Genomic DNA, 20792 nt, shown 5'->3' with positions numbered 1-20792 from the left:
AAATCGATCGGCTTTGTCCAGACATCCCGCGAATTTCCTCAACCAGAACACGTCGCGCGCCGACGCCCGCCCCGTCATGAAATTGCCCGTCTCCCTTCTCTGTGCCGCTGCTGCCGCAGTCCTGTCTTTCAGCGCCCAGGCGCAGTCGGCCAAGCCCGACCTGGCCAAGGGCAGCGCGGTATTCGGTCAGGCGTGCGTGGCCTGCCATGCGGCGGACGGCAATTCAACCACGCCGGTCAATCCCAAGCTGGCTCAGCAACACCCCGAGTACATCATCAAGCAGTTGCAGGAGTTCAAGTCCGGCAAGCGCGACAACGCGGTCATGAAGGGCTTCGCCGCTGCGCTGTCCGACGACGACATGCGCAACATCGCCTACTGGCTGGCCGACCAGAAGGCCAAGCACGGAGCCGCCACCGACAAAGATCTGGTGAAGCTGGGTGAGCGCATCTACCGCGGCGGCATTGCCGATCGCCAGATTGCGGCCTGCGCTGGCTGCCACAGCCCCAATGGCGCGGGCATTCCGGCCCAGTACCCGCGTCTCTCGGGCCAGCACGCCGAGTACACCGAGACCCAGCTCAAGCATTTCCGCGATGGTTCGCGCAAGAACAACGTCCAGATGACGGGCGTGGCCGCCAAGATGAACGACCGCGAGATCAAGGCGGTCTCCGACTACATCGCCGGCTTGCGCTGATCTCCCGGGCGGGTGGCCAAGCCCGTACAGCCCGCCAGAGATATAAGCGATCATTAATATTTGACGGCACAATGCGATAAACCGCTCCGGCGTTGAACCGCCAGCCAGAAACCACATCACATCAGGGCGCGTTCCAGGGTTACCGGAAGCGCCCTTTTTTCTGCACTGCCTTCTCTTCACATGACAGTCTCCACCCAGGGTCTGCAGCTTCGCACCGGCTCGCGCTTTCTGAGCGAGGTGGTTGAACTGCTGTCGTCGATGCGGTTCGCCATCTCCCTGCTGACGGTGATCTGCATCGCTTCCGTGATCGGCACGGTGGTCAAGCAGCACGAGCCTTTCATCAACTACGTCAACCAGTTCGGTCCGTTCTGGGCCGATGTGTTTGCCAGCGCCTATTTGTATTCGGTCTACAGCGCCTGGTGGTTCTTGCTGATCCTGGCCTTCCTGGTCGTGAGCACCAGCCTGTGCATCGTGCGCAACACGCCCAAGATCTTTGCCGACTTCAGGGCCTACAAGGAAAACATCCGGGAGCAGAGCCTCAAGGCTTTTCCGCACCGTGCGCAAGGGATGCTCAACGAGGCGCCGGAGGCCGCCGCCCATCGCATCGGCCAGGCACTGCTGGGCTCGGGCTGGAAGGTCAAGCTGCAGTCGCGTCAGACGGCTTCTGGCACGGGCTGGATGGTGGCGGCCAAGGCGGGTACGGCCAACAAGATCGGGTATCTGGCGGCGCACAGCGCCATCGTGCTGGTCTGCATCGGGGGCTTGCTCGATGGCGACCTCGTGGTGCGTGCGCAGATGTGGTTCAACGGCAAGACACCCTTCACGGGAGGCGGCCTGATCGCCGACGTGCCGGCCCAGCATCGGCTGTCCAGCAGCAATCCGACCTTCCGTGGCAATCTGCTGGTGACGGAAGGCACTACAGCTGGCACAGCCATCCTCACGCAGCCCACCGGCGTGCTGCTGCAGGACCTGCCTTTCTCGGTCGAGCTCAAGAAGTTCATCGTCGAGTACTACGACACGGGCATGCCCAAGCTGTTCGCGAGCGATATCGTCATCCACGACAACGAGACCGGCGAGAAGAAGGAAGCCCGGGTCGAGGTGAACCACCCTGCCAGCTACCGCGGCGTCAATATCTACCAGTCCAGCTTTGACGACGGCGGTTCGCGCGTGAAGTTGCAAGCCGTGCCACTGAATGGGCCGACCAAGGCCTTCGAGGTCGAGGGAAACATCGGCGGCTCGACCGCCTTGAGCAACGGGGCGGACCAGCTCACGCTGGAGTACACCAGCCTGCGCGTCATCAACGTCGAGAACTTTGCGGCGAGCAACAGCGGTGCAGGCGCCGACGTGCGCAAGGTGGACCTGCGCACCTCGATCGAGAGCCGCCTGGGCTCCGGTCACAAGACGGCGACGGAGAAAACCCTGCGCAATGTAGGGCCCAGCATCACCTACAAGCTGCGCGACGCGGCAGGCCAGGCGGTGGAGTACCACAACTACATGTTGCCGATCGAGCTCGATGGCTCGCGCGTCTACCTTCTGGGTCTGCGTGAGACACCGTCCGAGCCTTTCCGGTACCTGCGCATTCCGGTCGATGACAAGGACAGCCTGGATGGTTTCGTGCGTTTGCGCGCCGCGCTGGACGATTCCCAACTGCGCCGCGAAGCCGTGCGCCGCTATGCCGCTTCGGCGGTCGAGGACGGCCGGCCGGAGTTGGCGCAGGCCCTGACCGCTTCTGCCACGCGCGCCCTGGACCTGTTCGCGGGGACGGAAGGGGTGCAGGTGCCCATTTCGCAGGTGGCCGCCAATGGCACGCCATCGCGCTCCGTCAAAGGGGGCTTGCAGGCGGTTTCAGCCTTTCTGGAAGGCAATGTGCCGGCGGCCGAGCGCGAGCGCGCCAGCGAGGTGCTGGTGCGTATCCTCAATGGCACGCTGTTCGAGCTCATGCAGCTCAGCCGCGAGAGAGCGGGCTTGGCCCGTCTGGTGCCGAGCGAGGACACGCAGCGCTTCATGTCGCAGGCCGTGATCAGCTTGAGCGATACCTTCTTCTACCCTGCGCCCATGACCTTCCAGTTGGAGGATTTCACGCACGTGCAGGCCAGCGTGTTCCAGGTGGCGCGCGCGCCGGGCCAGAACATCGTCTACCTGGGTTGCCTGTTGCTGATCCTGGGCGTTTTTGCCATGCTCTATGTGCGTGAGCGCCGCTTGTGGGTGTGGCTTGCGCCGTCCGATGGTCAGGCCACAGAGGCCAGCATGGCCTTGTCGTCCAACCGCAAGACGATGGACGCCGATCGAGAATTTGACTTCCTGAAGACCCAGTTGCTGAAGGTGCAGCCATGAATACCGCCACCGCATCCCGGACCATTGAACTCAAGAAAGGCCATGGCCAGGGCCTGCAGCCGGGGTACTTTGCCCGGCGCAGCGTCTGGGACTGGTTGTTTGCCGTGCTGGCGGTGGCGGGCGCGGTGCTCGCTTTCATGCGCTACCACGAAGCCATGGACGGCTACGAAAAGGCCATTCTCGTGGGCACCGTGCCTTCGGTGATCTGGCTGGGCTGGTTCTGGCGGCCGCTGCGCGCACTGTCGATGGTGGTGGCAGCGCTGTCGCTGCTGGCCATCTGGCTGTACCAGACACCTGCGGGTGGTGCCGACCTGGCCCGGGCTGACCAGGTGTTCCTGCTCAAGTACTTCATCTCCAGCCAGTCGGCCATTCTCTGGATGAGCGTGCTCTTCTTCATGAGCACCGCGTTCTATTGGGCAGGCATGTTCAAACGCGCGGGCGATACGTTTGAACTGCTGGGCTCGCGCCTGGCCTGGGTGGCGGTGACGCTGGCGCTGGTGGGCACCATGGTGCGCTGGTACGAAAGCCATCAGATCGGCCCCGACATCGGCCACATTCCGGTGAGCAACCTCTACGAGGTGTTCGTGCTGTTCTGCTGGATGACGACGGCGTTCTACCTCTACTACGAAGACCAGTACAAGACGCGCGGCATGGGTGCGTTCTCCATGCTGGTGGTCAGCGCGGCGGTCGGCTTCCTGCTCTGGTACACCGTGGTGCGCGAGGCCCATGAAATCCAGCCGCTGGTGCCCGCTCTGCAAAGTTGGTGGATGAAGCTGCACGTGCCTGCCAACTTCATCGGCTACGGCACATTTGCCATTGCAGCCATGCTGGCGTTTGCCTACCTGATCAAGCAGAGCGCAGGCGAGAGCCGCTGGTACCGCCTGGCGCCGCTGTGGTTGCTCGGCGTGGTGCTGTGTTTCGAGCCTATCGTGTTCCGGCAATCGGCAACCGAGAACGGGGGTAGCTACTGGTTCATCTACTTCGGTGTCTCTGCCCTCATCGTCGGATCCATTTTGTTGGGTCGGCGACGCATCGCCGAACGCCTGCCCAGCTTCGAACTGCTGGACGATGTGATGTACAAGGCGATCGCCGTGGGCTTTGCCTTTTTCACCATTGCCACCGTGCTGGGAGCGCTCTGGGCGGCTGAGGCATGGGGTGGGTACTGGAGCTGGGATCCCAAGGAAACCTGGGCGTTGATCGTCTGGCTGAACTACGCCGCCTGGCTGCACATGCGCCTCATGAAGGGGCTGCGTGGCACGGTGGCGGCCTGGTGGGCGCTCGTGGGGCTGGCCATCACCACCTTCGCCTTCCTGGGGGTGAACATGTTCCTTTCGGGTTTGCACAGCTACGGCACGCTCTGAGCCTCGAAGCCCTTTGTCTGTCAGGGCTGACGCGCGCGCCGCACGGTGCCGGGCCGGAACTTTGTAAGAATCGGCGCTGTCCCACGACAGACCTCAGCCACTGCGCCGCGTGGGCTGCGCGGGGTTCATTTGCGAGGGCCTTCCCATGATCATCCGTTCCGGCGACAACGGGTTCCAACACCCCATCTCCAGCGAGATCACCCCTCGCTCAAGTTACCTGAACAGGCGGCAGTGGCTGGAGCGCAGCGCCACGGCCGCGGCCGCGTTCGGTATGGCAGGAAGCTGGGCCAGCCGCGAGGCGTTCGCCCAGACGGCGCCCTCCCTGCCGGGCAAGCTGACCCCTCTGGCCGGGCGGGCGTCCAGTGTTGCCGGTGCGCGCACTATGGAGAAGCCGACGCCCTACGAGGACGCGACGAGCTACAACAATTTCTACGAATTCGGGACCGACAAGTCCGATCCCGCGTCTTACGCGAAGACGCTCAAGCCGCGGCCCTGGACCGTGGCCGTCGAGGGCCTGGTGAACAAGCCTGGCAACTTTGACCTGGATGCCTTGCTCAAGCTCAGTCCGATGGAAGAACGCATCTACCGGCTGCGCTGCGTCGAAGGTTGGTCGATGGTGATTCCCTGGGTGGGCTACTCCCTGAGCGAGCTCCTTAAGCAGGTGCAGCCTCTGGGCAGTGCCAAGTACGTGGAGTTCGTGACGCTGGCCGATCCCAAGCAGATGCCCGGCCTGCGCTCCAGCGTGCTGGGCTGGCCCTACGTGGAAGGTTTGCGCCTGGACGAGGCCATGCACCCGCTGACGCTGCTCGCGTTTGGCATGTACGGCGAGGTCTTGCCCAATCAGAACGGTGCTCCCTTGCGCCTGGTGGTGCCTTGGAAATACGGGTTCAAGAGTGGCAAGTCGCTGGTGAAGATCCGTTTGACCGACAAGGAGCCGCGCACCGCATGGAATGTGGCTGCGCCACAGGAGTATGGGTTCTATTCCAACGTCAACCCAGAGGTTGCGCACCCGCGCTGGAGCCAGGCCAGCGAGCGCCGCATCGGTGAGGCCGGAGGCCTGTTTGCCAAGCGCCGTCCGACCCTGATGTTCAACGGCTATGAGCAGCAGGTGGGACAGCTGTACGCAGGCATGGACCTGCGCAAGCTGTACTGAGCGGCTGCATCGCTGTGCCCATGATGCGGTCCACCACCGTGCCGCTGGCGCGACCTGCCGCATCGCGCGTCAACCGCTGGCTGGCGCATCGCCTGGCCAAGCCATTGGCAGGCTTGCTGTGCTGCCTTCCAGGGGCCTGGCTGGTGTGGGCGGCGCTCGCGAACGCTCTCGGCGCCAACCCCGCGGAGGCCCTGATCCGTTCGTTGGGTGACTGGAGCCTCCGTTTTCTGGTGCTGGTCCTGCTGGTCACCCCTTTGCGCGTGGCGGCCGGATGGCCTGCATTGGCCCGTTTGCGGCGCATGCTGGGGCTGTTCACGTTTGCCTACACCTGCCTGCATCTGCTGGCCTATGCCTGGTTCGACATGGGGTTTGTGCCGACGGACATTGCGGCCGATATAGCCAAGCGCCCATTCATCCTGGTGGGCTTTCTGGCCTGGGTGTTGTTGCTGACGCTGGCGCTGACCTCGTTCAACCGTGCCATTCGCTGGCTGGGTGCTGCGCGCTGGCAAGGGCTGCACCGTGCCGTCTATGCGGTGGCGGTGCTGGCGGTATTGCATTTCTTCTGGATGCGCAGCGGCAAGAACGACTTTGCTGAGGTGGCGGTGTACGCCGCGCTGTTGGGTGCCCTGCTGGGCTGGCGCATCTGGCGCCGGCTGGCTCACACCGCGGGCAGTGGCCGCTCCAGCCGGAACTGATCGGCTGCGGATTCTCGCGACCGTATCAGCCAGGCCTTGTCACCGTCCACCAGCACCTCGGCGGCGCGGCCGCGGGTGTTGTAGTTGCTGGCCATGCTCATGCAGTAGGCGCCGGCCGACAGCACCGCCAGCAGATCGCCTGCCTGCACCGCGAGCGCGCGGTCGCGACCGATCCAGTCGCCGCTTTCACACACCGGGCCTACCACGTCCCAGGTGGTGGAGGGCGCATCTCCGTCGGCTTGTACCAGCGGCACGATGCGGTGGAAGGCTTCATAGAGAGCGGGCCTGGGCAGGTCGTTCATGGCCGCATCGACGATCAGGAAGTTCTTGTGCTCGCCGGGCTTGCGGTAGAGCACCTCCGTCACGCAGGCGCCCGCGTTGCCGACCAGCGACCGGCCGGGCTCGATCATGATGGTGCGGTTGCCAAAGCCACGCGCGTCCAGCTTTGCGAGCAGTTGCTTCCAGAGCTGGTCGGCCTGTGGCGGAGCATCGCCCTGGTAGTCGATGCCCAGGCCGCCACCGAAATCGATGTGTTCAATCGCAATGCCGGCGGCTTCGATGCTTTCCACCAGGTCGAGCACGCGGTCCATGGCGTCCAGATAGGGAGCCGCCTGCGTGATCTGCGAGCCGATATGGCAGTCGATGCCGACCACACGCAGGCCTGCGCAGCCTGCGGCATGGCGGTAGGTGTCCAGCACATCCTCGTGCGCGATGCCGAACTTGTTGCCTTTCAGGCCTGTGGATATGTAGGGATGCGTCTGCGCATCGACGTTGGGATTCACGCGCACGCTGACCGGCGCGCGCAGGCCCATCTCGCGCGCCACGGCATCCAGCACGTCGAGTTCGGCACGGCTCTCCACGTTGAAACAGCCAATGCCCAACTTCAAGGCCTGGCGCATTTCGGTGCGTGTCTTGCCAACGCCGGAGAAGATCACCCTGGAAGGCTCGGCGCCGGCGGCCATGGCACGTTCGAGCTCACCGCCAGAGACGATGTCCAGCCCGCAGCCGGCACGCACGAGCGTCTGCAGGATGGCCAGCGAGGAGTTCGCTTTCATGGCATAGCAGATCAGGTGTTTGCGACCGGCCAGGCCCCGCTGATAGGCCGTCAGCGCAGACAGCATGGCGGCCTTGCTGTAGACGAACAGCGGGGTGCCATGTTCACGGGCCAGTCTCTGCAGAGGCACGCCTTCGACCAGCAGGTGTTGCCCGTGGTAGGCGAAGTAGGGCGGCAGCGAAACGGCGGGCAGGCCGGTGGTGGTGGTCATGCGGATGGCGGAGCGGGATGAAGAGGGTCAGCGTGGCGCTTCTGCGGGGGGCTTGGCAGCCGGTTTGGCCTTGACCGGTGCGTTCGGGTCGGGCAGATACAGCGGGCCCTTCTGCCCGCAGGCCGAGACGGCGAGCGCTGCCACGCAGAGCGCTGCCATGGCCATGTGGCGCGAAGGGGCCGGAGGCCCGCCTAGAATGCTTTTCGACCCAGACATTCAGGCATTGTAATGACCGATACCGAATACCAGGACCGCGCAGAAGCCCTGCTGCGGGCTGTTGAGTTGGCGTGTGACCGCCTCAACGACGCCACCGATGCCGACCTCGACAACCAGAGGGTGGGAGGCATGATCACCATGACCTTTGCCAACCGCAGTCAGATCATCATCAATCTCCAGAAGCCTCTGCACGAGGTGTGGCTGGCAGCGCGCGCGGGCGGCTTCCATTTCAAGCACGACGGCCAGCGCTGGATGGATACCAAGGGCGGCGGAGAATTCTTCGAACTGTTGACCCGCTTCGCCACCGAGCAGGCCGCCCAGCCGCTCGACTTCAGTTCCTGAAAAGGTCCAGGATGCTGCGCCGGTCCTCGTTGGCCATGGGTGGCTTGACCGGCTGGTTGGTGTTCGGGTCGTATTCCACTGCCGGCGCAGGTGAGCCGGGCCAGGGGTCCTGCAGGCCCAGGCCGTGTACGCCGCGTCCGGGCCCGAATTCTTCGTAGTACCACTCGCCACCGACGTTGACCACACCGGGCGGCGGTGTGTAGGGCATGACCTCCACCCCTTTGAGGGCTTCGGACATGAAGGAGATCCAGATCGGCAGGCTCAGTCCACCGCCTGTTTCGCGGCTGCCCAGGTTGCGCGGCGTGTCGTAACCCACCCAGGCTGCGCCGACCAGCGTGGGCTGGTACCCAACGAACCAGGCGTCCACGGCGTCGTTGGTGGTGCCCGTTTTGCCGTACAGGTCGGTTCGTTTCAAGGTGGCCTGTGCCCGTGCGGCGGTACCCGAGCGTGTGACCTCCTGCAGCAGGCTGTTCATCACGAAGGCGTTGCGCGCATCGATGACGCGTTGCTCCTCGGTCAGTTTGGCGGGAGGCGCTTCAAACAGCACTTTGCCGCGGTGGTCGGTCACCTGGGTGATCAGGTTGGGCGCAATGCGGTAGCCGCCATTGGCAAACACCGAATAGCCCAAGGCCATCTGCATCGGGGTCACCGAGCCGGCTCCCAGCGCCATCGTCAGGTAGGGAGGGTGCTTGTCGGCATCGAATCCAAATCGCGTCACCCACTCCTGCGCGCTCTGGGTGCCCACGAGCTGCAGCACGCGGATGGACACCATGTTCTTGGACTTGGCCAGCGCGCGGCGCACCGACATGGGGCCTTCGAACTGGCCGTCGTAGTTCTTGGGCTCCCAGGGCTTGCCGCCAGTCTCACTGGCGGAATAGAACAGAGGGGCGTCATTGACCACGGTCATCGGTGTCAGGCCTTTCTCCAGGGCGGCCGAGTAGATGAACGGCTTGAAGCTGGAGCCGGGCTGGCGCCATGCCTGCGTGACGTGGTTGAACTTGCTCTTGTTGAAGTCGAAGCCGCCGATCAGGGCATGGATGTCGCCACTGCGCGGGTCCAGCGCCACGAAAGCCGATTCCACCTCGGGCAACTGCGTGATGCGCCACGCCTTGGGGCCGGTCTGGACCACACGGATCACGGCGCCCGGACGGATCTTGATGTTGGGTCCGGCTTTGTCCGAGAGCCCGGATTGCGCTGGACGCAAACCCTCTCCGGTGATCTCGAACGGCTCGCCATCCTGGCGTACCGCGAGCACGCGGCGCGGATCCGCTTCCAGCACCACGGCTGAGAGCAGATCGTCGTTGTCCGGGCGATCTGCCAGCGCGTCGTCGATGGCCTCCTCGCGAGCCGCAGGATCCTTGGGCAGGTCGATGAACAACTCGGGCCCCCGGTAGAACTGGCGGCGCTCATAGTCCAGCACGCCCGCGCGGACGGCGCGGTACGCCGTCAGTTGCTCCTTCAGCCGCAGCGTGGTCGTGACCACCAGCCCGCGCGTGTAGGCCTCATCGCCGTACTGCGCCACGATGGCCTGGCGGACCATTTCGGCCACGAACTCCGTGTGTGGCCGATCGGGGTTGACGGTGGGGCGCAGTTTGATCTGCTCGGCCTTGGCCTGTTCCGCCTCGGCGGCGGTGATGAAGCCGTTCTCGACCATGCGATCGATGATGTAAAGCTGGCGGCTGCGGGCGCGGCGTGGGTTTTTGATCGGGTTGTAGGCCGAGGGCGCCTGAGGCAGGCCGGCGAGCATCGCGGCCTCCGCTATGGTGACGTCCTTGAGCGATTTGCCGAAATAGATCTGCGAGGCGGAGGCGAATCCATAGGCGCGTTGGCCCAGAAAGATCTGGTTCATGTAGATCTCGAGGATCTGCTCCTTGGTGAGCATGTGCTCCAGCTTGAAGGTCAGCAGCACCTCATAGATCTTGCGGGTGTAGCTTTTTTCCGCAGACAGGTAGACGTTGCGCGCCACCTGCATGGTGATGGTGGATGCGCCCTGGCTCTTGGCCTGGCGCAGGTTGGCCAGCGCCGCCCGCACCATGCCCCGGTAATCCACACCGTTGTGCTCGAAGAAGCGGGCGTCCTCGATCGCCAGTACCGCGTTCTTCATGACGGTCGGGATCTGGTCGAAGGTGAGCAGGTTGCGGCGTTCCTCGCCGAACTCGCCGATCAACGAACCCTCGGCGGACAGCACCCTCAGGGGCAGTTTGGGGCGGTAGTCCGCCAGGCTGGAGACCTCCGGCAGATTGGGATAGGCCACCGCCAGTGCGATGGCCACGGCCATCATCAATCCTGCAACACCTGCCGCCGCCAGTCCGGCCAGACCCACCACCAAGCGACCCGCCCAGAAGAGAGTCGTGCGTCCGGTCGATACTGACTTATCGGAAGAGCGAGTCGGAGGAGCGTCGTTTTTGGGCATGCGGGCGATCGTTGCAGTGGATCCCGATTATAAAAATCGGGCCCGCCGGCGACGGGATGACCGTCCGGCTTATTGTGAGTGCTTGTGAATTGGCCGATGAAACGGCTCATGACGCAATTCACAAAAGCCTGTGTTTGCGTATGCTTTTGACAACGTTTCACTTTGTCGCAAAGGCAAAAAATCTTTGCTGGACAAGGGGCTTACTGCTAGCATTCAAGTGAATTCTTAAGTATGGCGACATCCGTCATCACTGTTTTTGGGGGTCACCTTGATCTCATTGGGATCGTTATTCAGCCGTGAGCCGGCGCCCTTGCTGGGCATTGATGTCAGCTCGTCCAGCGTCAAGCTGGTCGAACTCGGGCGCAATCGTTCCGGTGACCTGGTGCTGGAGCGCTGTGCCATGGAGCCCCTGGAGCGTGGCTGGATCACCGACGGCAACATCGAGAAGTTTGATGAAGTCGCCGAAGCCGTGCGGCGCCTGGTTCGCAAGAGTGGCAGCAAGACCAAGAACGTCGCTCTGGCGTTGCCGGCGTCGGCCGTGATCACCAAGAAGATCATCCTGCCCGGAGGGCTGTCGGACAAGGAGCTCGAGGCCCAGGTAGAGTCCGAGGCCAACCAGTACATCCCCTTTTCGCTGGACGAAGTCAGTCTTGACTTCTGTGTCATCGGCCCCAGCGCGAATTCGGTGGGGGACGTCGAGGTCCTGATTGCAGCGTCCCGCAAAGAGAAGGTGTCGGATCGCCAGGGCCTTGCCGAAGCGGCTGGGCTCAAGCCGGTGGTGATGGACGTGGAATCCTATGCATCGCGCATGGCGGCCGGACGCGTGATCGAGACCTTGCCGAACCAGGGCGTGGATTCGCTGGTGGCGCTGTTCGAAGTGGGTGCGTTGACAACCAGCATGCAGGTCATGCGCAACGACGACGTGCTGTACGAGCGCGACCAGGCCTTTGGCGGTGCGCAGCTCACCCAACTGATTGTTCGCCAGTACGGTTTTTCTTCGGACGAAGCCGAGGCCAAGAAGCGCTCAGGGGATCTGCCCGACGACTACCGTTTGGCCGTGCTGGACCCGTTCATTGAGAGCATGGCGCAGGAAATTGGTCGCGCCTTGCAGTTCTTCTTCACCAGCACGCCCTACAACAAGGTCGACCACATTCTGCTGGCCGGCGGCAGTGCCGCGCTGCCGGGCCTTACCGAGGCGGTCACTCACCAGACTTCCTTCGCCTGTATGGTGATCAACCCGTTTGACGCGATGGAAATGGGTGCCACCGTGCAGGCCCGCAAGATTTCCAGGGAAGCGCCGTCCTACCTGACTTCGACGGGCCTGGCCCTGCGGAGGTTTTACCAATGATCCTCATCAACCTGCTGCCGCACCGGGAGGCGGCACGCAAGCGCCAGAAGGACCAGTTCTATACCCACCTGGGCCTGTCGGCCCTGCTGGGCGGTGTGGTGTGTGGCGCCATTTTCACTTGGTACCAGGGGCAGATCGCCGCTCAGCAGGAGCGCAATGAATTTCTCGTGTCCAACATCAAGCGCCTGGACGCGGAGATCAAGGACATCGCCTCCCTTCAGCGTGAGATCGCGTCTCTGCGCGCTCGCCAGACGGCGGTGGAGAACTTGCAGGGCGACCGGAACCTGCCGGTCTACCTTCTGGATGAGCTGGCGACCCAGTTGCCTGATGGCATCTACCTCAACAGCATGCGCCAGGACAACCAGAGCGTGATGCTGGTGGGCGTTGCGCAATCGCAGGAACGGGTTTCCGAGCTGCTGCGCAACCTGTCGAACAACAGCACCTGGCTGGTGCGTCCGGAGCTGGTCGAGATCGTCGCCGCCAACATGGCCGTATCCAGCCGCGACCAGCGGCGGGTGTCGAACTTCACCATCCGGGCCACGCTCAAGCGCCCGTCGACGACGGCGCCCGCTCCCGCTGCTGCCAACAAGGCGCCTGCCGCTGGCGGCAAGGTCTGATCCAGGGCTCCGGAACATGGCACGAACACCCAGCATCAACGTGGATTTCAAGGAAATCCAGGACAAGCTCAAGGCCCAGTTCACCGGTCTTGATCCCAACGATCCGTCGCAATGGCCCGCGCTGCCGCGCAACCTGCTCTTTGTCGTGGTCTGTGCGGCGGTCATCGCCGGCCTTTGGTTCTTTTGGCTCAAGGCCTCCGACGAGGAATTGGTGGCCGAAAAAGCGCGCGAGGTCCAGTTGCGCGAGGACTACCGCAAGAAGCTGGTGCAGGCGGTCAACCTCGATGCGCTCAAGAAGCAGTTGGAGCAGGTCCAGCAGTACGTGACCCAGCTCGAAAAACAACTGCCGAGCAAGGCGGAGATGGACGCGCTGCTGTCGGATATCAACCAGGCCGGTCTGGGTCGCAGCCTGCAGTTTGAACTGTTCCGGCCGGGGCAGGTGAGCGTTCGCGAGTACTACGCCGAGCTGCCGATATCCGTGCGTGTGACCGGTTCCTACCACGACATCGGGCTGTTCGCGGCCGACATCGCCAATCTCTCTCGCATCGTGACGCTCAACAACCTGACGCTGACACCGGTGCGCGACCGTGAGGGCGTGCTGACGCTGGATTGCGTAGCCAAGACCTTCCGTTACCTGGACCAGGAAGAAATCGCGCTGCAGCAGAAGGCAGCCCAGGGAGCGAAGAAGTGATGCGGATCTCCCGTTATATGAGCGTGGGCGTGGTCCTGGCGTCGGTTCTGAGCCTGGCGGCCTGTACATCGTCCGGGCAGGACGAATTGCAGTCGTGGATGCAGAACGAGCGCAACTCGATCAAGCCTTCGGTGCAACCCATTCCCGAGCCGACCAAGTTCCAGCCCAAAGCCTATGAGGCGGAGCGGCTGTCGCCGCCCTTCAACCGCGAGAAGCTCGCGAGCGTGCTGCGCGGGACCCAGGCGGTGCCTGTGACCAATGCGGCCTTGATCGAGCCTGAGCTCAATCGCCGCAAGCAGCCGCTGGAGGCCTATCCGCTGGACGTGATGTCCATGGTGGGCAGCCTGACGCGCGACGGCCAACTGGTGGCGCTGGTGCGGGTGGACAACTTGCTCTACCAGGTTCGCCCCGGCAACTACCTGGGACAGAACTACGGGCGCGTGACCCGCATCAGCGAGACCGAAGTGGTCCTGCGCGAGATCGTGCAGGACGCGGCAGGTGAATGGATCGAGCGCCCGGCGGCGCTGCAGCTACTAGAAGGTGCTTCTAAATGAACAAGCCAAACGGGGCGACGGGAATCGCGGCAGTCGAGCGCAGGGTGCTCAGGGGGGCTGTCTTCGCTGGGATGATGATGGTCTCGTTGTGGGCGCAGGCCCAGAACGCCATCCAGTCGCTCACCGGTGGTGTGCAGAGCGGGGTGGAGGTGATCCGGATCAACACGGTCGAGCCGCTGGCGGCCGTGCCTACCGGGTTCACCATCCAGGCGCCTGCCCGCATCGCGCTGGATTTTCCTGGTGTGACCAACGCGATAGGTCGCAACGCCGTCGAGATCAACGAGGGCAACATCCGCTCCGTCAACGTGGTACAGGCCGGTGACCGCACCCGCGTGGTGATCAATCTCAAGCAGACGGCCTCCTACCAGACGCGCATTGAGGGCAAGACCCTGCTGGTGGTTCTGGACCGCTCCCAACCGGTCACGGTGGCCGCGCCTCCGCCGGCCACCCATTTCGCCGAAAGCCGCAACCGTGACGTCTCAGCGCTGCGCGACATCGATTTCCGTCGGGGCGTGGGCAATGCCGGCCGGGTGGTGGTGGAATTGGCCAACAACCAGGTGGGGGTGGACATCCGCCAGCAAGGCCAGAACCTGGTGGTGGAGTTCCTCAAGACCTCGTTGCCCGAAGGGCTGCGTCGCCGCCTGGATGTGAGCGATTTCGGCACGCCCGTGCAGACCGTGACCACGACGCAGACGGGTGACCGTGTGCGCATGGTGGTCACCCCGACCGGTAACTGGGAGCACTCGGCTTACCAGAGCGACAACCAGTTCGTGCTCGAGGTACGTGAGCAGAAGATCGACTCTTCCAAGCTCACGCAAGGGCCTGGCTACAACGGCGAGAAGCTGTCGCTGAACTTCCAGAACATCGAGGTTCGCTCACTGCTGCAGGTGATTGCCGATTTCACGAACTTCAACGTGGTGACTTCCGACTCGGTGACGGGCTCGGTCACCTTGCGCCTGAAGGACGTGCCCTGGGATCAGGCGCTGGACATCATCCTGCAGGCCAAAGGCCTGGGCATGCGCAAGTCGGGCAATGTGCTGTGGATCGCGCCCAAGGATGAAATCACGGCGCGTGAAAAGCAGGAGCTGGAATCCAAGGCCTCGATCGAAAGCCTGGAGACCTTGCGCACGCAGGCTTTTCAGATGAATTACGCCAAGGCGGCGGACATTGCGGCCCAACTGGTGTCGACCGGTAGCGGTGCTTCGGGCAACTCTGCGAATGCGCGCATCCTGTCCGAACGCGGCAGCGTGATTTCGGAGCCGCGCACCAATCAGCTCTTCGTGACCGATATTCCGTCCCGTCTGGAGCAGATCCAGTCGCTGATTGCCAAGTTGGATATTCCCATCCGCCAGGTGATGATCGAGGCGCGCATCGTCGAGGCCGATGACACCTTCGGCAAGTCGCTGGGTGTGCGACTGGGTGGTGGCGTGCGCAACTTCAATGTGGGTTCGGTCAATGGGAATCAGGTTCAGGGCAATTTCGGCTCGACCTATGGCGCGGTCTCGACCGGCCCGACGCTGACCTCCCAGCCCTTTGTGAGCCTGCCGGCCAATCCCAGCAACGCTCTGGCTGCCTCTTATGCGCTCTCGCTGTTCAGCCCGAACGCCTCGCGTTTCCTGAGCCTGGAGATCTCCGCCTTGGAGTCCGATGGCAAGGGCCGTATCGTGTCCAGCCCGCGGGTGGTTACCGCCGATCAGGTCAAGGCTTTGATCGAGCAGGGTACGGAATTCCCGTACCAGACCGCCACCTCCAGTGGCGCAACGGCCATCGCCTTCCGCAAGGCCAACCTGAAGCTGGAAGTCACGCCGCAGATCACGCCCGAGGGCAACATCATCCTGGATCTCAACATCAACAAGGACAGCCGGGGCGAGTCGACGCCGGATGGTATCGCCATCAACACCAAGCATGTCCAGACGCAGGTGCTGGTGGAAAATGGGGGGACTGTCGTGATCGGTGGTATCTTCGAGCAGACGGAGCGCGATCAGGTGAACAAGGTGCCGCTGCTGGGGGATCTGCCGGCGGTGGGCAATCTGTTCAAATCGCGTGAACGTATCGCCAACAAGTCTGAGCTTCTGATCTTCATCACGCCACGCGTATTGGGGCGCTCCGCGATCAATTGAGTGTTCCATCGAGTTTTCTTATCGGGCTCCCGGGATCGGGCAAGTCCACTGTCGGGCGGCAACTCGCCCGGCGCCTCTCGCTTCCTTTCTTCGACTCCGACCATGTGATCGAGGAGCGCCTGGGTTGCTCAATCCGGGAGTATTTCGAGCGCGAGGGGGAGGAGCGTTTCCGCGATTTGGAAGAGGCCGTGCTGGACGAGTTGACCCAGGGGCCGCCGTCCATCGTTTCCACAGGCGGTGGCTCTGTGCTTCGGCCGGCCAATCGAGCCCATCTCCACGACCGCGGCACAGTGGTCTACCTGCGTTCGGTTCCTGAAGAGGTTTTCCGGCGTCTGCGCCATGACCGCAACCGGCCGCTGCTGCAGGTCGAGGACCCATTGCAGCGTTTGCGCGACCTGTTCGAGGCACGCGATCCGCTGTACCGCCAGACCGCGCATTTCGTCATCGAGACCGGCCGACCATCCGTGGCAACACTGGTCAACATGATCGTCATGCAACTGGAATTGGCCGGGCAAGCGCCCGCCGTGCGCCCGGGCGGGCACGGCGCGGGCGGACACTGAGACCGCGTGGTGCCGCCCTCGCAGGGCATACACTCGCGGCCATGACTTCAGAGAACATTGCTTCGCATCCGGGTGAGGTGCGTATCGACCTGGGCGATCGCAGCTACGCCATCACCATAGGCCCCGGCCTGCTGGACGTGCCGGCCACCTACGAAGGCTTGCCTTCGGCCACCAGTGCCGTGGTGGTGACCAACGCTACCGTAGCGCCGCTCTACGCGCAGCGCTTGTTGGGTGCGCTGGCTGCGCGTTATGCCAAGGTGCATACCGTGAGCCTGCCTGATGGCGAGGCCCACAAGAACTGGGAGACGCTGAACCGCATCTTCGACACCTTGCTGGAACAGGGTTGTGACCGCAAGACCGTGTTGTTCGCGCTGGGCGGTGGCGTGGTTGGGGACATGACGGGCTTTGCTGCCGCCAGCTACATGCGCGGTGTGCCCTTCGTGCAGGTGCCAACCACCTTGCTGGCCCAAGTGGACTCCTCTGTTGGCGGCAAGACCGCCATCAACCATCCGCTGGGCAAGAACATGATCGGCGCTTTCTACCAGCCGCTGCGGGTGGTCTGCGATCTCGATACCTTGAAGACATTGCCAGCGCGTGAGCTCAGCGCCGGTGTGGCCGAAGTCATCAAATACGGGCCGATCGCTGATATGGACTTTTTCGCCTGGATCGAATCCCACGTGGACGATCTGGTGGCGCGGGATCCGCAGGCACTTGCACACGCGGTGCACCGCAGTTGCGAGATCAAGGCGAAGGTGGTCGGACAGGACGAGCGTGAAGGGGGGCTGCGGGCGATCCTCAACTTTGGCCACACATTTGGCCACGCGATCGAGGCCGGCATGGGCTACGGCCAGTGGTTGCATGGCGAGGCGGTGGGCTGCGGCATGGTCATGGCCGCGCGGCTTTCAGAGGCGCTCGGTGGCGTCGACAAAGCCTTTGTCGACCGCCTGAGCTCTCTGGTGCATCGCGCGGGTCTTCCTGTGGTGGCCCCCATCCTGGACGCGAGGGACAACGTGGGTCGCTATCTTTCGCTGATGCGGGTGGACAAGAAGGCCGAGGCGGGGTCCATCAAATTCGTGGTGATCGATCCGCCCGGGCACGCCGTGGTGCGTTCGGCTCCTGACGAACTCGTTGCCCGCGTCATCAAGGCCAGCACGCAAACGTTCCCATGAGCAACGCCGGTGCCGCGCAACCCGTCGCCGGCCTGGCGCCGTATGCCAGCGACCCCGCACACAGCCGCGGCCGGCGCCATCCGGAACCCGAGGCACCGACCCGTACCGCTTACCAACGCGACCGGGACAGGGTGATCCACTCCACCGCATTTCGCCGCCTGGTCTACAAGACCCAGGTGTTCCTCAACCACGAGGGGGATCTGTTCCGGACTCGTTTGACGCATTCGCTGGAGGTGGCTCAGCTCGGCCGCAGCATTGCGCGCTCCTTGCGCCTCAATGAGGACCTGGTCGAGGCCATTGCCCTGGCGCACGACCTCGGCCACACGCCTTTCGGCCATGCCGGCCAGGACGCGCTGCACGCCTGCCTGCGCCGGCTCTCGCCGACACCGGACGCCGCTTCAGAGGACAGCGGTTGGGGTTTCGAGCACAACCTGCAGAGTCTGCGCGTGGTGGACGAACTGGAAGAACGCTATCCGGCGTTTGACGGGCTCAACCTGAGTTTCGAGACACGTGAAGGGGTGCTCAAGCATTGTTCGCGTGCCAATGCCCAGCGTCTGGAAGCCCAGGAGCCGGGCGGTGTTGCGTGGCGCTTCCTCCATGGGGGTGCGCCCTCGCTGGAGGCTCAACTGTGCAACCTGGCCGACGAGATCGCCTACAACGCGCATGACATCGACGATGGGGTACGGTCGGGGCTGTTGACCATGGAGCAGTTGGAGGACGTGGAACTGTTCGATCACTACCGGCGCCGCGCCCTGGACGCGCACCCCCGCCTGGGGGGGCGGCGTCTGCTGTTCGAGGCCATCCGCCTGATGCTCAGCGACCAGGTGTACGACGTGATCGATACCACCCGTGCGCGCATTGCCGGCTCCGGCGTCGACAGCACTGCTGCGGTGCGTGCGCACACGGTGCTCGTGGCCTTTTCGGACGACATGCGCCACCGTACCCAGCAACTCAAGACCTTCCTGCTGCGCAACCTGTACCGGCATCCGCAGGTCATGGAGACCACCAGCCGGGCGCGCAAGGTCGTGAACGATCTTTTTGAGCGCTACCTGGCGGAGCCACAGGAACTGCCCGAGGCACACGGCCGTCGCCAGCACCAGGCGCGTGCGGTTGCCGACTACATTGCGGGCATGACCGATCGATTCGCCATCCGGGAACACGAGCGTCTGTTTGGCGCCGTGCTGTTTCCGTGACCGGTGCGGGGGAAAAATCTGCAAGCCGGCAGGCGGCCCTGGTGGTGCTCGCGGGGGTGAGCTGCGCGCTGCATGTGGGCAAATTGCCGGTGGCCATTCCGGTGCTGCGCGACAGCCTGGGCATGAACCTGGTGCAGGCGGGCTTCCTGCTCTCACTGGTTCAGTTGGCGGGCATGACACTGGGGTTGCTGGTGGGGTCGATGGCCGACCGGCTCGGACCTCGCCGTGTCATGCTCGCTGGCTTGGTGCTCCTGGCGTTCGGCAGCGCGTGGGGCGCGCTGGCGCAGGATGTGCGTGTGTTGCTGGCCACCCGGGTGATCGAAGGCATGGGCTTTCTGTTGGCCGTGCTGCCGGCGCCTGGTCTGCTGCGCTTGCAAGTGCACCATGCGCCCACGCTGGCGCGCTCGCTGGGCTGGTGGGGTGCCTACATGCCACTGGGGACCTTCTTGGCTTTGCTGGCGGGCGTGCCGCTGCTGGCGCTGCTGGGCTGGCGAGGGCTGTGGGGTTTGCTGGCTGCGCTGTCACTCCTTGCGGCGTTGGCGCTCGCACGAGGTGTTCCTCGCCAAACCGCTGCGGGCCCTGCATCGTCCTTGGGCCCACGGCTGGCGCGCACGCTGCGCGCCCCCGGGCCGTGGCTCATGGCGCTGGGGTTTTTCGTCTATTCGGGGCAGTGGCTGGCGGTGGTGGGCTTTCTGCCGACCATCTACCACCAGGCGGGCTATAGCAACAGCACGGTGGGCCTGCTCAGCGCTTTGGCGGCAGGCATCAACATGGCGGGCAACATCGGTGCGGGCCGTTGGCTGGCGCGCGGGGCCCAGCCGGGGCTGGTCCTTGCCATGGCCTACCTCGCCATGGGAGTGGGTTCGGTGGTGGCGTTCGCGGCGCAAGGCTACCCTGTCTGCCAGTACCTCGCGGTGCTGGTGTTCTCGGGTGTGGGTGGCCTGATTCCGGGTACGCTGTTCGGCCTCTCGGTCAGCCTCGCCCCCGACCGGGACACCGTATCGACGACCGTGGGGTGGATGCAGCAGTTCTCTGCGCTTGGCCAGTTTCTCGGCCCTCCCGTAGTCGCCTGGGTGGCCACGCAAGTCGGTGGCTGGCATCTCACCTGGACCGTGACAGCCCTGTCCTCCCTGGTCGGCATGTTGCTGGCCGTTCGCCTGCAGACGGTCTGGAAACAGCGCGCTGGTGTTTAATTCGGTTCGGACTCCAAAATGGGGTCGCAAAATGGGGTCGGATTCTAATTTTCAGAAGGTTTACCATGGCCCGTCTGCCTCGCCTCACTGTGCCCGGATACACCCACCACGTGATTCAACGGGGCAACAACCGCCAAACCATCTTTCGCGGCGACGCCGATCGCGAGCGGCTCATGCAATTGCTGGGCGAGTATGCGCGCAAGCATCGGGTGGCGATCAATGCCTACGTGCTGATGGACAACCACTTTCACCTGTTGTTGACACCCGACACCGAGGACGGTGTGCCATTGATGATGCAAGCGGTAGGACGGCGCTACGTGCGCTATTTCAACGACCTGCACCAGCGCACCGGCACGCTATGGGAAGGGCGCTACAGGTCCACGCTGATTCAGGATGAACGGTACCTCGTGGCCTGCATGGTCTACCTGGATCTCAATCCGGTGAGGGCGGGCATGGTGATGGAGCCGCGGGAGCATCCCTGGTCCAGCCACAGGCACTTCATAGGCCAGACGCAGGATCGCCGCATCACACCTCACCCGCTGTACTGGAGTCTGGGCAATACACCATTTGCACGCGAAGCCGCCTACACCGAAATGGTGCGCGCAGGCGTGGACGTGCCTTCAGAGCGTGCCATTACGGACGCCACGCTGCAGGGTTGGGCGCTGGGCGACGAAGGCTTTAAAGACGAGCTACAGAAGCGCACCCCTCGTCGCATTTCTCAGGCCCGCAGGGGGCGCCCTGTCTCGGCGCCTCAGGAGCCCGCAGATTGAGGCCGCGTTCATGGCAGGATCCCACAGCCTTTAAATATGTCCCCATTTAATTTCCGAAGATTGTGTATCTGAATTAATTGGAATCTGACCCCATTTAAATTGCTTGG

At 63.7% G+C, this 20792-nt stretch carries 19 protein-coding genes; 16 read left to right on the top strand and 3 right to left on the bottom strand.

What is annotated here, in order from left to right; all coding sequences use genetic code 11:
* Positions 1-76 precede the first annotated feature (76 nt).
* The 5 genes from KIT53_RS15140 (at position 77) to KIT53_RS15120 (ending at position 6234) form a co-directional block, all read left to right on the top strand.
* Entirely contained in the window at positions 77-691 is a 615-nt protein-coding gene (locus KIT53_RS15140; RefSeq protein WP_297754026.1) for a c-type cytochrome, read from the top strand.
* 180 nt (positions 692-871) lie between these two features.
* The gene (locus tag KIT53_RS15135; protein WP_297754024.1) at positions 872-3025 is read left to right on the top strand and encodes a cytochrome c biogenesis protein ResB; all 2154 of its coding nucleotides are present in this window, start codon (positions 872-874) and stop codon (positions 3023-3025) included.
* Positions 3022-4386, top strand: coding sequence for a c-type cytochrome biogenesis protein CcsB (ccsB, locus tag KIT53_RS15130; RefSeq protein WP_297754021.1), 1365 nt, complete (start codon positions 3022-3024; stop codon positions 4384-4386). The genes KIT53_RS15135 and ccsB overlap by 4 nt, the downstream gene beginning before the upstream one ends.
* A gap of 145 nt (positions 4387-4531) precedes the next feature.
* On the top strand, positions 4532-5539 hold the full coding sequence (gene msrP, locus KIT53_RS15125) for a protein-methionine-sulfoxide reductase catalytic subunit MsrP (RefSeq protein WP_297754017.1): 1008 nt from the start codon (positions 4532-4534) through the stop codon (positions 5537-5539).
* A gap of 20 nt (positions 5540-5559) precedes the next feature.
* Positions 5560-6234 (top strand): protein-methionine-sulfoxide reductase heme-binding subunit MsrQ, encoded by a 675-nt coding sequence (locus KIT53_RS15120; protein ID WP_297754014.1) that lies wholly within the window; start codon positions 5560-5562, stop codon positions 6232-6234.
* Here KIT53_RS15120 and lysA read toward each other — a convergent pair.
* Together lysA and KIT53_RS15110 are read right to left on the bottom strand one after the other, a co-directional pair.
* On the bottom strand, positions 6198-7499 hold the full coding sequence (lysA, locus tag KIT53_RS15115) for a diaminopimelate decarboxylase (RefSeq protein ID WP_297754011.1): 1302 nt from the start codon (positions 7497-7499) through the stop codon (positions 6198-6200). The two genes, KIT53_RS15120 and lysA, sit on opposite strands and share 37 nt — an antisense overlap.
* 27 nt (positions 7500-7526) lie before the next feature.
* Complete coding sequence (locus KIT53_RS15110) at positions 7527-7715, bottom strand: lipoprotein (RefSeq protein WP_297754008.1); 189 nt, start codon at positions 7713-7715, stop codon at positions 7527-7529.
* A gap of 12 nt (positions 7716-7727) precedes the next feature.
* On the opposite strand from KIT53_RS15110, the gene cyaY reads away from it, so the two are divergent.
* The gene (gene cyaY, locus KIT53_RS15105; RefSeq protein WP_297754005.1) at positions 7728-8057 is read left to right on the top strand and encodes an iron donor protein CyaY; all 330 of its coding nucleotides are present in this window, start codon (positions 7728-7730) and stop codon (positions 8055-8057) included.
* Here the strand turns inward: cyaY and KIT53_RS15100 are convergent.
* Positions 8047-10338: a penicillin-binding protein 1A gene (locus KIT53_RS15100; RefSeq protein ID WP_297754002.1), complete on the bottom strand. Its 2292-nt coding sequence runs from the start codon at positions 10336-10338 to the stop codon at positions 8047-8049. The genes cyaY and KIT53_RS15100 overlap by 11 nt on opposite strands.
* A gap of 400 nt (positions 10339-10738) precedes the next feature.
* Here KIT53_RS15100 and KIT53_RS15095 point away from each other — a divergent pair, with 400 nt between their 5' ends.
* From KIT53_RS15095 to KIT53_RS15050, 10 genes are all read left to right on the top strand, one after another.
* Positions 10739-11818 carry a pilus assembly protein PilM gene (locus KIT53_RS15095; RefSeq protein WP_297753999.1) on the top strand — a complete coding sequence of 360 codons (1080 nt, stop codon included), beginning with the start codon at positions 10739-10741 and terminating at the stop codon, positions 11816-11818.
* Positions 11815-12435, top strand: a complete 621-nt coding sequence (locus KIT53_RS15090; protein WP_297753996.1) for a PilN domain-containing protein — start codon at positions 11815-11817, stop codon at positions 12433-12435. Before KIT53_RS15095 ends, KIT53_RS15090 begins: the two co-directional genes overlap by 4 nt.
* A gap of 16 nt (positions 12436-12451) precedes the next feature.
* Positions 12452-13126, top strand: a complete 675-nt coding sequence (locus tag KIT53_RS15085) for a type 4a pilus biogenesis protein PilO (protein WP_297753993.1) — start codon at positions 12452-12454, stop codon at positions 13124-13126.
* Positions 13126-13680 carry a pilus assembly protein PilP gene (locus tag KIT53_RS15080; RefSeq protein WP_297753990.1) on the top strand — a complete coding sequence of 185 codons (555 nt, stop codon included), beginning with the start codon at positions 13126-13128 and terminating at the stop codon, positions 13678-13680. Before KIT53_RS15085 ends, KIT53_RS15080 begins: the two co-directional genes overlap by 1 nt.
* A gap of 71 nt (positions 13681-13751) precedes the next feature.
* Positions 13752-15800 (top strand): type IV pilus secretin PilQ, encoded by a 2049-nt coding sequence (locus KIT53_RS15075; RefSeq protein WP_297754058.1) that lies wholly within the window; start codon positions 13752-13754, stop codon positions 15798-15800.
* 20 nt (positions 15801-15820) lie between these two features.
* Positions 15821-16360, top strand: a complete 540-nt coding sequence (locus KIT53_RS15070) for a shikimate kinase (protein WP_297754055.1) — start codon at positions 15821-15823, stop codon at positions 16358-16360.
* A gap of 41 nt (positions 16361-16401) precedes the next feature.
* The gene (aroB, locus tag KIT53_RS15065) at positions 16402-17529 is read left to right on the top strand and encodes a 3-dehydroquinate synthase (protein WP_297753988.1); all 1128 of its coding nucleotides are present in this window, start codon (positions 16402-16404) and stop codon (positions 17527-17529) included.
* Positions 17526-18722, top strand: a complete 1197-nt coding sequence (locus KIT53_RS15060) for a deoxyguanosinetriphosphate triphosphohydrolase (protein WP_297753984.1) — start codon at positions 17526-17528, stop codon at positions 18720-18722. Before aroB ends, KIT53_RS15060 begins: the two co-directional genes overlap by 4 nt.
* On the top strand, positions 18719-19915 hold the full coding sequence (locus KIT53_RS15055; protein ID WP_297753981.1) for an MFS transporter: 1197 nt from the start codon (positions 18719-18721) through the stop codon (positions 19913-19915). The genes KIT53_RS15060 and KIT53_RS15055 overlap by 4 nt, the downstream gene beginning before the upstream one ends.
* 65 nt (positions 19916-19980) lie before the next feature.
* The gene (locus tag KIT53_RS15050) at positions 19981-20685 is read left to right on the top strand and encodes a transposase (RefSeq protein WP_297753979.1); all 705 of its coding nucleotides are present in this window, start codon (positions 19981-19983) and stop codon (positions 20683-20685) included.
* Positions 20686-20792: the final 107 nt, after the last annotated feature.

This window comes from Hydrogenophaga sp., from assembly GCF_026125785.1.
Lineage (GTDB): Bacteria > Pseudomonadota > Gammaproteobacteria > Burkholderiales > Burkholderiaceae_C > Hydrogenophaga.
This window is presented reverse-complemented; position numbering and strand designations above follow the sequence as displayed.